Genomic DNA, 14,318 nt, shown 5'->3' on the forward strand with positions numbered 1-14,318 from the left:
ATAATAGCCTCCATATCTAGCTTTAAAACAAAATACCAGCTCAACTACAGCCTCTCAGCGGTATAGCATATTAACAAACGCGATTCAATTTTAAAACATAAAAAAAGAGGATGCCGTAATTTTGGACACCCTCTTTCTTTATATCTCAGAATTGTTAATTACTGAACAATAGACTTGAAAGTTGCGTCTTCGAAGAATTTAGCAAATTCCATATCTGAAGTAGCTGCAGCTTTGAATTTAGCATCAAGCTCACAAGCTTTACGTAAGCTGTCGAACATCATGTCATTTTCAGCAGTTCTTGCACCAATAATCGCTTTTAAGTAGTATTTAAATCCTACTTCCATAGTGTTAGCGTTAATAGTTGAAAGAGCAGCATCGTATTTAGTAGCTAAAATTTTAGCTAAAGCAGCGTTGCAATTTGTGCTGTTACCAAAGTAACGGATAGCTGCATCATAGTCTCCTTTGTGAATAGAAACAATACCTAAGTTATTGTCAAGCTCAGCACCAGCACCAGCAGCAGAACCGAAGAATTCTTCAGCTTTAGCTACATCACCTTCGCGAAGAGCAATAACACCTAAGTTGTTGTTTACTTCAGCAACACCAGCTTTGATTGAGTTAGCTTTTTCAAAAGCAGTTTTTGCACCAGCAATATCACCTTTAGCATAAAGAACACAACCTACGTTGTTCTGAGCTCTCCAGCACTGAGGAACATTAACAGTAGCAGCTTTGTAAATTGCTAATTGCTCGTCTAAATCTTCAGTTAAAGTAGCAGCATAAAGAATTTCTTCAATATTTAACTCGCTAGGGTTGTTAGCTGCTAGTTCTTTGATTTCCTCATCAGTCTTACCAATCACTTCAGCGTTGATAGACATTTGAGAACGACGTAATTTAGGAAGAATCTCGTCAGCAATTACGCTGAAAGTTTCAGAAATATTTCTGATTTCACGCTCACGTACTTCAGGATCGCTATACATTGAAAGAACACGTAAAATTAGTTCTTTATCCTGTACGTCAGAGTTAGCCATTAATTCTTGGAAACCTTCCCAGTCTTCAGGAGTGTTTTTCAAAGTATACATAGCATCGTCATTACCACCTTCAACTTTTGCTTTTTTCATTTCGCGAGATAAATAGTCTTTTGCTACTTTTTCACGACGAGTTGCTAATTTGCTATTCAAGTCAGCTGGCCCGTCTGGAGAAGCATAAGCAGTAATGTCAACACCTTTGAAGTTAATGTTGTCAGCATCCTGAATGTCTTTCATGAAAGCTTTAAGAGCTGCGATATCTTCTTTTTTCAATTCAGTACCACGGATGTTAGTCTGCTGAATAAGGAAGAATAAATCTGCAGTTTTAGCCTCAGCAATAATTCTTTGGAAAGCATCATCGCCAATAGTCGACTGAGCACCTTGGTCAGCAACTAATTCTGAAGTTGAGATAACACCATCAGCAATTTTGTAATCGTCAAATTCGATTGTTTTTTCACCTTTGGTTGCTTTAATACGAACAACAAGGTCAGAAACTCTCATGTTTTCATTATACGCTACAGAGTTACTGTAAGTAAATGAACCACCTGTTGCATTTGAAATTACTTTGTCGTTACCATCTACGCTCTCACCTTGTACGCGGTATGATGGGAAAGCAGTTTCTCCTCCTTCATACACTAAAACAGGTGTTGCTTCAATGCTAGTGTTTTTATCAAAGTATTTTTCAGGGAACTGAACAGTCACATCAAGATCTACTTGGCCAGCATGCGCTTCCAAAACAGGAGGATTGACTGAATAACTAACGTCTTTAGCACCTTTGTTCATTTTGTCTAAACCTGAACAGCTAGCTAACAACGCTGCTACAGCTAGAGATGCAATTAGAGAAATTCTAATTCTTTTCATAATGTTTACCCAATTATTTGTTTTTTACTTAATCTACAGTGTTTCGTGCAAAATTAAAAATGTTTTTAAAAAATTAAACAGAGTTACGTCATTAAATGACGAAAACCATCATTAAAGATAATTAAATAACACAAAAATTTCTGTTTAATCACAAAAAACCTGTTTTAATCTTCTATTTCGAGCTTTCTTATCAGTTACAATTATAACTTTTTATAAACATAACTGCCTCGATGTGTTAATTATATTTTTGTTTGTAATTGATTTATTACTTAATAAATTGGTTCAATACCCATTTGTTTAAAAGTAAAAGAATATAAATCGGTCCATTCTTCAATTGTTTTCGAAGTTGGCGTTCCTGCACCATGACCAGCATCTGTTTCTATTCGAATAAGCATTGGTTGCTGCCCCTTATATGTATTTTGCAAAGTAGCAATGTATTTAAATGAATGTGCTGGTACCACTCGATCATCATGATCGGCTGTTGTTACCATTACGGCAGGATAGTTTAAATGTTTCTTAATATTGTGTATTGGCGAGTATTTATACAGATACTGAAACATTTCAGGGCTATCTTCGCTTGTGCCATAGTCTGTAGCCCAATATCTACCGATGGTAAAGTGTTGATACCTTAACATATCCATTACACCTACTTGAGGAATGGCAACTTTGAATAGATCAGGTGTCTGGTTAATAACAGCTCCAACTAATAATCCACCGTTCGAACCTCCTTGTATGGCAAGGTATTTAGGCTTAGTATATCCATTGTCGATTAAATAGTGTCCTGCTGAAATAAAATCATCAAATACATTTTGCTTGTTGGTTAAAGTACCTGCTTTATGCCATTCTTCGCCGTACTCTCCGCCACCTCTAATGTTTGCTACGGCAAATACGCCACCATTTTCAAGCCACAATAAGCGTCGGATATCAAAACGCGGATTTAAACTTATATTAAAACCACCATAACCGTATAGCCAGGTTGGGTTTTTACCGTTAAGCTCTATACCTTTTTTGTGCACGATAAACATGGGTACCTCTGTGCCATCTTTACTTTTGTACTTAATTTGTTTGGTTTCATACTGGTCAATTGCAAAGTCAATATCCGTTTGACTGAATACAGTTGATTTATTGTCGGCTATGTTATAGCGGAAGACTACAGATGGGTATGTGTATGATGAAAATGTAAAGAATGTTTCTTTAGCGTCTGATTTGCCATAGAAGCCACTAACTGTACCTACAGATGGTAATTCAACATCGTATAAGGATTCTCCAGTCATTGAAAAGACCTTAATTGCTGAATGGGCATCCTGTTGATAGTTTGCAAAAACTTTATGGCCAACAATCGATGTGTTTACCAAAACATTACTAGCGTGCTCTGGAATAATAGTGGTCCAGTTATCTCTATCAGGACTCGCAGGATCTATGGCTAAAACCTGATATTTTGGCGCCATATCGTTGGTGTATATCCATAGTTTTCCATTCACATGATCGATAATTGAATAATCTTTATTAAAGCTTTTAATCACCTTTACTATTTCTGAATCGTCTTCCAGATTTTTAAAATAAAGTGCATTGCCCGAAGTTGATTCAGTGACACTAATAATCAAAAACTTTTCATCTTCTGTTACATTGGCACTAAAGCTCCATTCTGGATTTTGTGTGTCTTCATAAATTAAAACATCTTTATCTTGAGAGGTGCCAACTTTGTGGTAGTAGAGTTTGCTGTTAGTATTCTCGCCTTTAAGTTCATCGCCTTTAAGCGGAGTAGGGTAGCGATTGTAAAAGAATCCATCTTTGTACCAGGCAATACCCGAAAATTTGATCCACTGAAGATGATCTTTTAATAACTCTCCGCTTTTAATGTCTTTAATAAAGAATTCACGCCAGTCTGAACCGCCTCGTGAAATGCCATAACCCAAATATTTTCCGTCGTTGGAAACAGAGAAATTCGTTAGCGACACAGTGCCATCTTCAGATAGCGTATTCGGATCGAGAAATACTTGTGCTTCACTTTCTAATGACTCCTGGATGTAATATACACTTTGGTTTTGTAATCCGTCGTTCTTAGAAAAGAAATAGTTGTCTCCTGCCTTAAAGGGGGCCGACGTACGTGGATAGTTCCATATTTCAGTTAGTCGATTTTTAATTTTATCCCTGAAAGGAATACTAGCCAAGTGCGAGTTGGTAAGCTTATTTTGTTGTTTTACCCAAAGAGCAGTTTCTTCTGATCTGTCATCTTCGAGCCAGCGGTATGGATCTTCTACCTGAGTGCCAAAATAAGTGTCAACTACTTCACCTTTTTTCGTTTCGGGGTAATCGAAAGTTGATTTATTGCAATTACAGGCAGTCATAATAAGGAGTAGGATGAGAAGTACTGATAAATGAGTTTTCATAATAAAGAAATTAATAGAGTTGATTATTTTTCGCTAGTCTTTGTTCCTTAATTTTACCGCTTAAGTATCCAATTAACATTCCGCAAGTCCAACCAATACTGATGCCTCCAATGCTTGTTTCACCTCCTGTGATATAAATATAGGCAAACGCAATAAGTGTGCCTATGGCCATTCCATAAGTGGCATAAGCCGATGTAATTCTTCCTTTTACATATTGATTGTGCTCTGCTTTTAAGTGTTTTTGCGATGATTCAACCCATTGCTCAAAATGCTTGTTAACACTCATGTCCTGTTCAAAAAGGGGACGTATATTGTGGACGTAGCGACTTCCATCTTTGCTCATTTTTTGACAGTATGGACAGTTGGTGTGATTATGATCTAGTACATCCATTAAACGGGGTAGAACCGATAAACTCATTGAGCGAATTTGCGCCTTGGGAATGTCCTTTAATTGCTCGTTGAGTAAATCAAATGCTTCTTGGTACTTCATGTTAATTCTATGTGCTATGAAATTGTAAAATACGAAAAGAAAATTGGACAACAAAAAAAGGCCAGCTAAGTCGCTGGCCTTTTATATATATGATTAATTACTTAATCTTTCTTAGGTTTTTCTTTACGCTCTGGTCTTGGCAATAAAACTTTACGAGAAAGCTTTAATTTACCTGAGCGTTGGTCGATTTCAATTAACTTGACTTCAACTTCTTCTCCTTCTTTAAGAGCATCTTCAACTTTCTCAAGTCGCTTCCACTCAATTTCAGAAATATGAAGAAGACCATCTTTACCCGGAAGTACTTCAACAAAAGCTCCGAATGGTACAATCGACTTCACTTTTCCTTTGTAGATTGTACCAACCTCAGGTACTGCTACAATGGCTTTTACTTTTGCAAGGGCAGCGTCAATTGACTCTTTGTTAGAGGCCGAGATAGCTACATGTCCTACATCACCATCTTCTTCAATTGTAATTACTGTCTCTGTTGTTGCTTGAATCTCCTGAATGATTTTTCCACCAGGTCCGATTACTGAACCAATCATATCTTTAGGGATATCGATGCTCACGATACGTGGAGCATGTGGTTTGTAATCTTCACGAGGCTCAGTAATGGTCTCATCCAGTTTGTCAAGGATGTGCATTCTACCAGCTTTTGCCTGGTTTAATGCCTGCTCTAAAACTTCGTATGATAAACCATCAACCTTAATATCCATTTGAGTAGCTGTAATACCATCGCGTGTACCAGTTACTTTAAAGTCCATGTCACCCAAGTGGTCTTCGTCACCAAGGATATCTGAAAGAACGGCAAATTTACCTGATTCTGTATCAGTGATTAATCCCATAGCAATACCAGAAACTGGCTTTTTAACAGGAACACCTGCATCCATAAGTGCTAAAGTACCAGCACAAACAGTTGCCATTGATGATGAACCATTTGATTCAAGGATATCCGATACAATACGTACTGTATAAGGATACTCTTCTGGCATCATGCGTTTTAATGCACGGTAAGCCAGGTTACCATGGCCAATCTCACGACGGCTGATTCCACGTGCTGGGCGAGCGTCGCCAGTTGAGAAAGGAGGGAAGTTGTAATGTAAAAGGAAACGATCGTAACTCTTATTCATTACATCATCAACTAATTTCTCATCCATTTTGGTACCCAATGTCACAGTTGTTAATGACTGAGTTTCACCACGTGTAAATACGGCAGATCCATGAGGTCCTGGTAAATAGTCGATTTCACTCCAGATAGGTCTGATTTCATCAGTCTTACGACCATCTAAACGAACCTTTTCATCTAATACAACTTTACGAACAGCTTCTTTCTCTACGTCGTGGTAGTATTTTTTTATTAATCCTGTTGGGATTTCATCGTCTTCTCCATAGTTATCTGCAATAAACTCTTCACAGATAGCACCGAATCCATCAATGCGTTCGTGCTTGTTTGGGTTAGCAGACTTGGCTACATCGTAGGCCTTGTCATAAGTTGCTTTCCAAACTTTCTCACGTAACTCTTCATCGTTATCTTCATGACAGTATTCGCGCTTCTCAGTTTTACCAAGAGCTTCCATCATTTCGATTTGTGCCTGACACTGAGCCTTAATAGCCTCGTGCGCCACTTTCATACCTTCAAGTAAGTCAGCTTCTGATACCTCAGACATCTCACCTTCTACCATCATGATGTTATCAAGAGTAGCGGCAACAATAATGTCCATATCGGCGTCAGCCATTTCAGAAATACTTGGGTTTACTTTCATCTCTCCGTTGATGCGTGCAACACGACACTCGGAGATAGGACCGTTAAACGGAATGTCCGACACAGCTAAAGCAGCTGAAGCAGCTAAACCTGCAAGTGCATCTGGCGAAACTTCACTGTCAGCAGAAATTAAGTTAACCGTTACGAATGTATCAGCGTGGTAATCCTCTGGAAAAAGAGGACGAAGTGCGCGGTCAATTAAACGCGACACTAATATTTCATAATCTGATGGACGAGCTTCTCTCTTTTGGAAACCTCCAGGGAAACGTCCTACAGCAGCATATTTTTCTTTGTATTCAACAGTTAGCGGCATAAAATCTACATCAGGCTTTGCATCCTTTGCAGAAGTAACTGCTGCTAATAAATAGGTATCACCCATTTTTACGACTACCGAGCCGTCAGCTTGTTTAGCTAATTTACCAGTTTCAATGGTAATTGTTCTGCCATCACCGAGATCAATAACTTTTTCTAATGGTTTAATCATGACAATTTTCTTATCTTTTTTTATCCTTCTATTATCGCGCCAAAGATATGTATTAAACTTTGATTACGATAATTATAAGCCATTAGTTTTTAGATACAAAAAGCTGTTTTGCTAAAGAATTGCCTTAGCCATTGTGGGTAGAGTTCTTTTGGTTCTTGTAATTTAGTAATTATTAGTAGTTTGAAATGGGGGGTGTCGTGCAGTGAGAAAGTACCGAACGATGTGTGATTGCTTTTGGAGGAGAGTTTATCGGACAAAAAAAAAGAGCAACCATAAAAATGATTGCTCTTGAAATGTTTTTCAAATTGCTTACTTACGAATTCCTAAGTCGGCAATTAGCTCACGATATCTGATGATATCTTTTTTCTTTAAGTAGTCAAGTAAGCTACGACGCTTACCTACCAACTTAATTAATGCGTGTTGCGTGCTATAATCTTTACGATTTGACTTTAAGTGTTCAGTCAAATGAGCAATACGGTATGAAAATAATGCAATCTGGCCCTCAGTTGAACCAGTATCAGAATTCGACTTTCCGTACTTCTCGAAGATTTCTTGCTTTTTTTCTGCTGTTAAGTACATAATACTTTATTTAAATATATTTTGCGGGTGCAAAGATAAGTATTAATTTGATTGAGGCAAGCGAATGAATACTAGTTTTTTACAAAAAAGGACAGATTAAGAAGTCTTAACCTGTCCTTTCATCTTTTTTCTACTAATGCTTAGTAACCACGTTCTTCGGCCATTTTCTCCATTTCCTGATTGAAAATTTCTTCGAATTTAGCTTTGTCGTAATCAACCTGAAGCTTTTGATTGTTTGAAAGTTTGTTTTCAATGCCGTTTAAGATGTCTTCTTTACTAACTTCAACAGCTACAAAACCACGGTATTTACCATTAGCAAGTACGCTTTTTTTCTGACAGGCAACTACTACATTAGAAATGGTTTCGTCAGCTACCTCGCGTGTTAGGTTCTCAAATTTAGCTTCAAATTCCGATGCATCACCAAATTCGCGCTCATTTACATAGCGATCAGTTACTGATTTAGTATTAGAGCTAATTAAGGTTACTAATCTTTGTTTGGCATTTAATAATGCTTTTTCTTCAGCCAAACTTAGATCTGAACTAGTAGCCATGGCGCTTGCACGAAAATAGTTTTTGTCTGATCTACCTTTGTCCTCACAAGGCATATCTTCCAAAATTTGACCTACTTCATTATTAGTAGCAACTTTTTCTTTCGATTTACAGCTGTTTAAACCACCAACTAAGGCAAGAGTTAAAACAAGGGCTCCAAAAAAATTCTTTGTATTCATAACTTATAAGTATTTGGGTTTTCAATTAAAATTACGTTTGACAACTATCAAAAAGCGAACCAAAATTAACAGAGGTTAACATTTTTTGTTGAGTGATATAAGAATTAGTATACTCTAAACTGCTTGAAAGGTTATAGAAACTCTATAATAATCTTTTGTGTAATGAAGAGTATTTGTCTTTTAAACTACAGTTGTTGAGTTGCTTATTGTTTCTTGTGGACTTGTTAATATTGTTTCGAATTGTTCAATTTGAGTAGGAGAACCAAGTACAAATAATTTATCAGCAGGCGTAATTTCTATGTCGGGAGATGGATTAAATAAGTATGCTCCTTCGGCTGTTTTTATACCCACTAAATTAGCACCTGATTTTTCTCTTAGACGCAATTCTCTAATTGTTTTTTTATAGTTGCTTACTGCAAGCTTGTTACAGTCAATTTCCATTAATTGTACATCTTTCGACTGTTGTAATAGAATGTATTCGATAAATTCAACTACATCGGGTTGCGTCACAAGCTTCGCCATTCGCTGACCGCCAATCCTATCTGGCATAATTACGTTGGTAGCTCCTGCACGCCTTAGTTTTGTGTCTGATCTAAAGTCACTTGCCCTACTGATTATTTTTAACGAGGGGTTCATTTCAGCCGCTGTTAACACCACAAACATGTTGTCCGCATCATTTGGTAGAGCAGTTATAAGTGCTCTTGCATTTCTAATTTGAGCGGCATCCAGTACTTCTTCGGAGCTAGCATCGCCCTGTACGTATAGTAGTTCAGGATCTTCCAGAATCCTTGATACCACATGGTCGCGTTTTTCAACAATTACAAATTTTTCCCCATGCTCAGCTAGTTCAACACATGCCTGGTATCCATTGCGACCAAAGCCACAAACAATCACATGGTCTTCTAATTTTACAATTTTCTTTCTCAACTGGTATGCTTTATAGGATTGATGTAATACGCCTTCGAAAATAATACGTGTTACCTGCGTAATAACGTAACCGAAAATTCCTAAGCTAAAAATAATAAGAAAAACGGTAAAAATCTTACCTGGGTCAGTTAAAGGAACCACTTCGCGAAAGCCAACAGTAGCCATCGTGATAACCGTCATATAAACTGCGTCGACAAAACGATAGCCTTCAATTAGCATAAAGCCAGAAGAGCCAATGGCAATAGTTAGAACCAATAGTCCACCTGCGGTCAATAATGCCTTAATCGTATCGTGATATACTGTGTTGTTTTCTATGTTTTGCATAAAACCTTATGTCCAATTTGGCAGTTTAAGCATTTCTTGCTGTCGCAATAATTCTTTTTTAAGAAGAGTAATGCTTGCGCCTGTGCTTCATTTTCTGATTTAACACCTAATTCATTCCACTTATTAAGCGTAGCATTCTTCTCATTTACTTGCTGATAAAGATAGTCAATGATTTTTTCTTTTTGTTCTTGATTGTTGTGTTTTGCCGCATAAATAAACAGATAGGGAAGAATAGTGTTGTAAACAATGCGTTGTTGCGATGCTTTCCCGAGTTGCTTCTTGGATATTTTCTTACTTGTACTGCCAAACTTGTAGTGTGTAGTCCAGTAGTCCGATGTTTCAATGTTTAAGGATTCGAATTGCTGCATGCTTTTGTCTATTGAAAGGAGGGGCTCAAACTGACCATGTGTTTTATGAATGAGCATTGCCAATTGAGCCAGGCGTATAGTCGGAAAGTTGCCAGGTCTTAGCCTTAGAAATTTCCATAAATGTGCCTTAATAGGATTTAAGCCATACTTTAGCTTAAGGAATTTGTACTCTTTTCTAAGTGAGTAGATGTATTCATCGTTGAGTTCACTTTTACTTAAAAAGCCTGCTTGACCATATAGAATGGCTTCTATCTGAAATAAGTTATCAGCATGTTTTAATAGGGTGGTAAGTGGTGTTTGTCGCGCCATCATTTCAAATGGTTGGCCGTTAATGCCAAAGCCAAAACTACGCGATAGTAAAATGAAGAGTACCTGATCCCAGTTGTTTTGGTGGGCTTGAAGTAAGCCCTTGATTAACTCGTTTTTCTGTTCAAGCCGCTCAATTAATAGTCTGTCAATCCATTGTTGCAGAATAAATTTATCAACTTTGCTAATGTGATTGGCACAAGGAACCCATAGGGCATTATGATACAACTGTTGATATTTCGATTGCAAATCATTGGACACCTGCATTTGAAAGGTGGGTATTGTTCTGTTTTGCGAGTTAACAGTTTTCTCACCCTTTTTCTCAATCACATGAAGAATTACATTGTCGTAGGTTGAGTCGTGATGATGCTGGTGCGCATACCATTCTTTTTCATCTTGATGAATTTCAACATTGCCAGCCCAAAGCGTGTTGTCTATCTTAATTTTTGCGTTGAAGAAATCGGGGCCGCCATCGGTATTTTTGGTGCCTGGATGAATGACCTCAATGCTTTGTTTGTCGGTGGTTGATAATTGAGGTGTGTAAAGGCGATACTGCCATATGAAATGTAAAAAATCTTCATTCATAGAGGTTTGGTTTAAACACTCAAATTAAATTATTTTGAGTTGAGGTGCAAGTGTTTAAGCCAACAATAAAAAAGCCCGTAACATTTCTGTAACGGGCTTTCAAATATTTTTAATTCAGCTATTAAACTAAACCGTGTTCTTTTAATAACTTCTCCATGTCTTGCTGCACAGCAATGGCATTTTCACGTGCTTTTGTAGCAAAGTCTTCTGCATCGCTGGCGTAGATAATGCCACGACTAGAATTTACTAATAAACCACATTTGCTGTTCATACCATTTTTGGCCACTTCTTCCAAGCTTCCGCCTTGGGCACCAACTCCTGGTACTAATAAAAAGTGGTTAGGAATAATTTTACGAATGTCAGCTAACATCTCTGCTTTAGTAGCACCAACTACGTACATCAGGTTCTCTTCAGTTCCCCATGTAGCACTTGTTTTAATTACCTTTTCGTAAAGCTTCTCGTCATTCTCCTCCATAAACTGGAAGTCGAATGCACCTTTGTTTGATGTAAGAGCCAAAAGGATTACCCACTTATCAACATGTGTTAAGAAAGGCTTTACTGAATCTTCACCCATATAAGGAGCAACGGTTACTGAGTCAAACTCCATGTGATCGAAAAACGCCTTGGCATACATAGCAGAGGTGTTTCCGATATCACCGCGTTTGGCATCCGCAATAATAAAAATATCAGGATGATTGTATTTGATGTAGTTAACGGTTTTCTCCAATGAGTTCCAACCATTAACACCCAAGCTTTCGTAAAACGCTAGGTTTGGTTTATAGGCTACTGTTACATCGTGAGTTGCATCAATAATCTGCTTGTTGAAAGCAAAAATAGGATCAGTTGTATCTAATAAGTGACGAGGAATTTTGTTGATGTCGGTATCTAATCCCACACATAAAAAACTCTTCTTCTTTTTAATGTTTTCAAAAAGCTCTTGTGATGTCATATTTTCTAAGTGTCAATGTGTTAAATGTCAAGATTTAAGCTGTAGTACCGTGTCCGATCTTATTTCTTATATCTATAATCTTTTATCTAAAAATTACATTTCGTTAGCTTTCAATCGTTCAGCATTTTCCTCAACAATTAGCTTGTCAATAATTTGCTGAATATCACCATCCATAACTGCAGGTAGGTTGTAAAGTGTTAGGTTGATACGATGATCAGTAACACGACCCTGCGGATAGTTGTATGTTCTAATTTTTGCCGAACGGTCACCCGACGATACTAAAGTTTTACGTTGAGACGAAATCTCATCCAAATGTTTTTGGTATTCCAGGTTATATAGGCGTGTACGTAATTCGGTCATCGCCTTATCCAGGTTTTTCAACTGTGATTTCTGATCCTGACAAGTAACTACAATGCCTGATGGCGTGTGCGTTAATCGAATGGCTGAGTAAGTTGTGTTAACCGACTGTCCACCGGGTCCTGATGCACAGTATGTATCTTTACGAATGTCTTCGGTACGTAGTTCGATGTCAAATTCTTCCGCTTCTGGCAGTGCAGCTACTGTAGCAGCAGAGGTGTGAACACGACCTTGTGTTTCGGTTTGTGGCACACGCTGAACGCGGTGTACGCCAGATTCATATTTTAAAATACCATATACGCCATTACCTGTAACATTCATTACAATCTCTTTGAATCCACCCGAAGTACCCTCATTACTATTGGTTACTTCAACACGCCATCCTTTATCCTGGCAATATTTAGTGTACATACGTGCTAGCTCACCAGCAAAAATACTGGCTTCGTCACCACCTGTACCAGCTCTAATTTCAAGCACAGCATTTTTAGCATCTTGCGGGTCGGCAGGAATCAACAGAACCTTGATCTCCTCTTCCATTACAGGCAATTTAGCCTCTAATTCGTCCAGCTCCATCTTAGCCATTTCTTTCATCTCTGGATCAGTCTCTTCTTTGAGCATCTCCTTGGTTGAATCGATATTCTTTAAGGTGTTTTCAAAATCATCACGAACCGCAACAACTTTTTCAAGCTCAGAATATTCCTTATTCAACTTTATGTATCTTTTTGTATCTGTAATAACTTCTGGGTTGGTAATCTGTTCAGATACCTCCAGAAAGCGCAGTCGCAAACCTTCTAGTTTTTCTAGTAAATCGTGTTTTGCCATATTTTAGTTGTTGACAAGCATTAAACAATTGACAGCAGCTTTAAACTCTGTCATTTTCAAAGTCATCAACGATGACTAGTATTCAAAAGTGCCAAACTCACTTTCAATGGTCAGCTTTTTGCCGTCGTGAGTTTCCACGCGACCAACGATTTGAGCATCGATATTAAATGACTTGGCAATTTCGATTACCTTATCTGCTTTTTCAGGAGATAGGTATATTTCGTAGCGATGTCCCATGTTAAATACTTTGTACATCTCTTTCCAGTCTGTTCCTGATTCTTCATGAATTGTTTTGAAAAGAGGAGGTACATCAAACATGTTATCCTTGATGATGTGCACATTTTCTACAAAGTGTAATACTTTGGTTTGAGCACCACCAGAACAATGCACCATGCCATGGATGTCGCTTCGCATTTCGTCAAGTACTTTTTTCACCACAGGCGCATAAGTACGCGTTGGCGAAAGAACTAATTTACCTGCGTCAATTGGCGACTCCTTAACCGAATCGGTAAGTTGATAATTCCCTGAATAAACTAATTCTGCAGGAACAGAGCCATCAAAGCTTTCTGGGTATTTTTCAGCCAAATACTTTGCAAATACATCGTGGCGGGCAGATGTTAATCCGTTACTTCCCATGCCTCCGTTGTATTCTGTTTCGTAGGTTGCTTGACCCGATGATGAAAGACCAACAATTACATCACCATCCTGAATGGTGTCGTTGGAAATCACCTCGCTACGTTTCATACGACAGGTAACCGTGCTATCCACAATTATTGTTCTCACCAAATCACCCACATCGGCAGTCTCTCCGCCAGTAGGGAAAATGCTGATGCCCATTTCGCGTAATTCTGCTAAAAGTTCATCAGTACCATTGATGATCGCTGAAAGTACTTCGCCAGGAATCAGGTTCTTGTTACGCCCAATGGTTGATGAAACCAAAATATTCTCAGTAGCACCTACACATAATAAATCATCCACATTCATGATAATGGCATCTTGAGCAATACCTTTCCATACGGAAACATCACCCGTTTCTTTCCAGTACATATAAGCCAATGACGACTTTGTACCTGCACCATCGGCATGCATAATGTTACAATATTCATCATCGCCACCTAGTATGTCAGGAACGATTTTGCAAAATGCCTGCGGAAATACGCCTTTATCAATGTTTTTGATTGCGTTGTGTACGTCTTCTTTGGAGGCTGAAACGCCTCTTAGGTTGTATCTCGAATCTGAGCTCACAAGTATTAATTTATCAGTTTTTTAACCTATTTCGGAGTGCAAAAATAGTACAATCTTTCGGCATCATCAAAAAAGAAGCAAATATGTTGGTAGATATGCTCAGATGTATAAAATTTAAGGTG

11 protein-coding genes are annotated in these 14,318 nt (G+C 38.0%); all 11 read right to left on the reverse strand.

All coding sequences use genetic code 11. The features are described from left to right. Window positions 1–158: 158 nt before the first annotated feature. Window positions 159–1,883 (reverse strand): hypothetical protein, encoded by a 1,725-nt coding sequence (locus FNN09_RS06320; protein WP_143300655.1) that lies wholly within the window; start codon window positions 1,881–1,883, stop codon window positions 159–161. Window positions 1,884–2,152: 269 nt separating this feature from the next. Continuing rightward, window positions 2,153–4,273, reverse strand: coding sequence for a prolyl oligopeptidase family protein (locus FNN09_RS06325; RefSeq protein ID WP_143300656.1), 2,121 nt, complete (start codon window positions 4,271–4,273; stop codon window positions 2,153–2,155). A 10-nt stretch (window positions 4,274–4,283) separates the two neighbouring features. Next, window positions 4,284–4,763, reverse strand: a complete 480-nt coding sequence (locus FNN09_RS06330; protein ID WP_143300657.1) for a hypothetical protein — start codon at window positions 4,761–4,763, stop codon at window positions 4,284–4,286. Window positions 4,764–4,864: 101 nt separating this feature from the next. Next, window positions 4,865–7,006, reverse strand: a complete 2,142-nt coding sequence (gene pnp, locus FNN09_RS06335) for a polyribonucleotide nucleotidyltransferase (protein WP_143300658.1) — start codon at window positions 7,004–7,006, stop codon at window positions 4,865–4,867. 309 nt (window positions 7,007–7,315) lie between these two features. Further along, window positions 7,316–7,585 (reverse strand): 30S ribosomal protein S15, encoded by a 270-nt coding sequence (gene rpsO, locus FNN09_RS06340; protein ID WP_143300659.1) that lies wholly within the window; start codon window positions 7,583–7,585, stop codon window positions 7,316–7,318. Window positions 7,586–7,725: 140 nt separating this feature from the next. After that, on the reverse strand, window positions 7,726–8,313 hold the full coding sequence (locus FNN09_RS06345; protein ID WP_143300660.1) for a hypothetical protein: 588 nt from the start codon (window positions 8,311–8,313) through the stop codon (window positions 7,726–7,728). A gap of 180 nt (window positions 8,314–8,493) precedes the next feature. Next, entirely contained in the window at window positions 8,494–9,564 is a 1,071-nt protein-coding gene (locus FNN09_RS06350) for a TrkA family potassium uptake protein (RefSeq protein ID WP_143300661.1), read from the reverse strand. Then, entirely contained in the window at window positions 9,552–10,823 is a 1,272-nt protein-coding gene (locus tag FNN09_RS06355) for a DUF2851 family protein (protein ID WP_143300662.1), read from the reverse strand. Before FNN09_RS06355 ends, FNN09_RS06350 begins: the two co-directional genes overlap by 13 nt. 121 nt (window positions 10,824–10,944) lie before the next feature. Further along, entirely contained in the window at window positions 10,945–11,772 is an 828-nt protein-coding gene (gene pyrF / locus FNN09_RS06360; RefSeq protein ID WP_143300663.1) for an orotidine-5'-phosphate decarboxylase, read from the reverse strand. A 93-nt stretch (window positions 11,773–11,865) separates the two neighbouring features. Beyond that, window positions 11,866–12,951 carry a peptide chain release factor 1 gene (gene prfA / locus FNN09_RS06365; RefSeq protein WP_143300664.1) on the reverse strand — a complete coding sequence of 362 codons (1,086 nt, stop codon included), beginning with the start codon at window positions 12,949–12,951 and terminating at the stop codon, window positions 11,866–11,868. A 75-nt stretch (window positions 12,952–13,026) separates the two neighbouring features. Beyond that, window positions 13,027–14,196 carry an AIR synthase related protein gene (locus FNN09_RS06370; protein ID WP_143300665.1) on the reverse strand — a complete coding sequence of 390 codons (1,170 nt, stop codon included), beginning with the start codon at window positions 14,194–14,196 and terminating at the stop codon, window positions 13,027–13,029. Between the last annotated feature and the right edge of the window lie 122 nt (window positions 14,197–14,318).

Source organism: Carboxylicivirga sp. M1479 (assembly GCF_007097485.1).
Lineage (GTDB): Bacteria > Bacteroidota > Bacteroidia > Bacteroidales > Marinilabiliaceae > Carboxylicivirga.

Excerpts from the sequence above, each read along its gene's own strand:
- FNN09_RS06320 (WP_143300655.1), bottom strand. The coding sequence starts at position 1,883 with ATGAAAAGAATTAGAATTTCTCTAATTGCATCTCTAGCTGTAGCAGCG.
- FNN09_RS06325 (WP_143300656.1), bottom strand. The coding sequence starts at position 4,273 with ATGAAAACTCATTTATCAGTACTTCTCATCCTACTCCTTATTATGACT.
- FNN09_RS06330 (WP_143300657.1), bottom strand. The coding sequence starts at position 4,763 with ATGAAGTACCAAGAAGCATTTGATTTACTCAACGAGCAATTAAAGGAC.
- pnp (WP_143300658.1), bottom strand. The coding sequence starts at position 7,006 with ATGATTAAACCATTAGAAAAAGTTATTGATCTCGGTGATGGCAGAACA.
- rpsO (WP_143300659.1), bottom strand. The coding sequence starts at position 7,585 with ATGTACTTAACAGCAGAAAAAAAGCAAGAAATCTTCGAGAAGTACGGA.
- FNN09_RS06345 (WP_143300660.1), bottom strand. The coding sequence starts at position 8,313 with ATGAATACAAAGAATTTTTTTGGAGCCCTTGTTTTAACTCTTGCCTTA.
- FNN09_RS06350 (WP_143300661.1), bottom strand. The coding sequence starts at position 9,564 with ATGCAAAACATAGAAAACAACACAGTATATCACGATACGATTAAGGCA.
- FNN09_RS06355 (WP_143300662.1), bottom strand. The coding sequence starts at position 10,823 with ATGAATGAAGATTTTTTACATTTCATATGGCAGTATCGCCTTTACACA.
- pyrF (WP_143300663.1), bottom strand. The coding sequence starts at position 11,772 with ATGACATCACAAGAGCTTTTTGAAAACATTAAAAAGAAGAAGAGTTTT.
- prfA (WP_143300664.1), bottom strand. The coding sequence starts at position 12,951 with ATGGCAAAACACGATTTACTAGAAAAACTAGAAGGTTTGCGACTGCGC.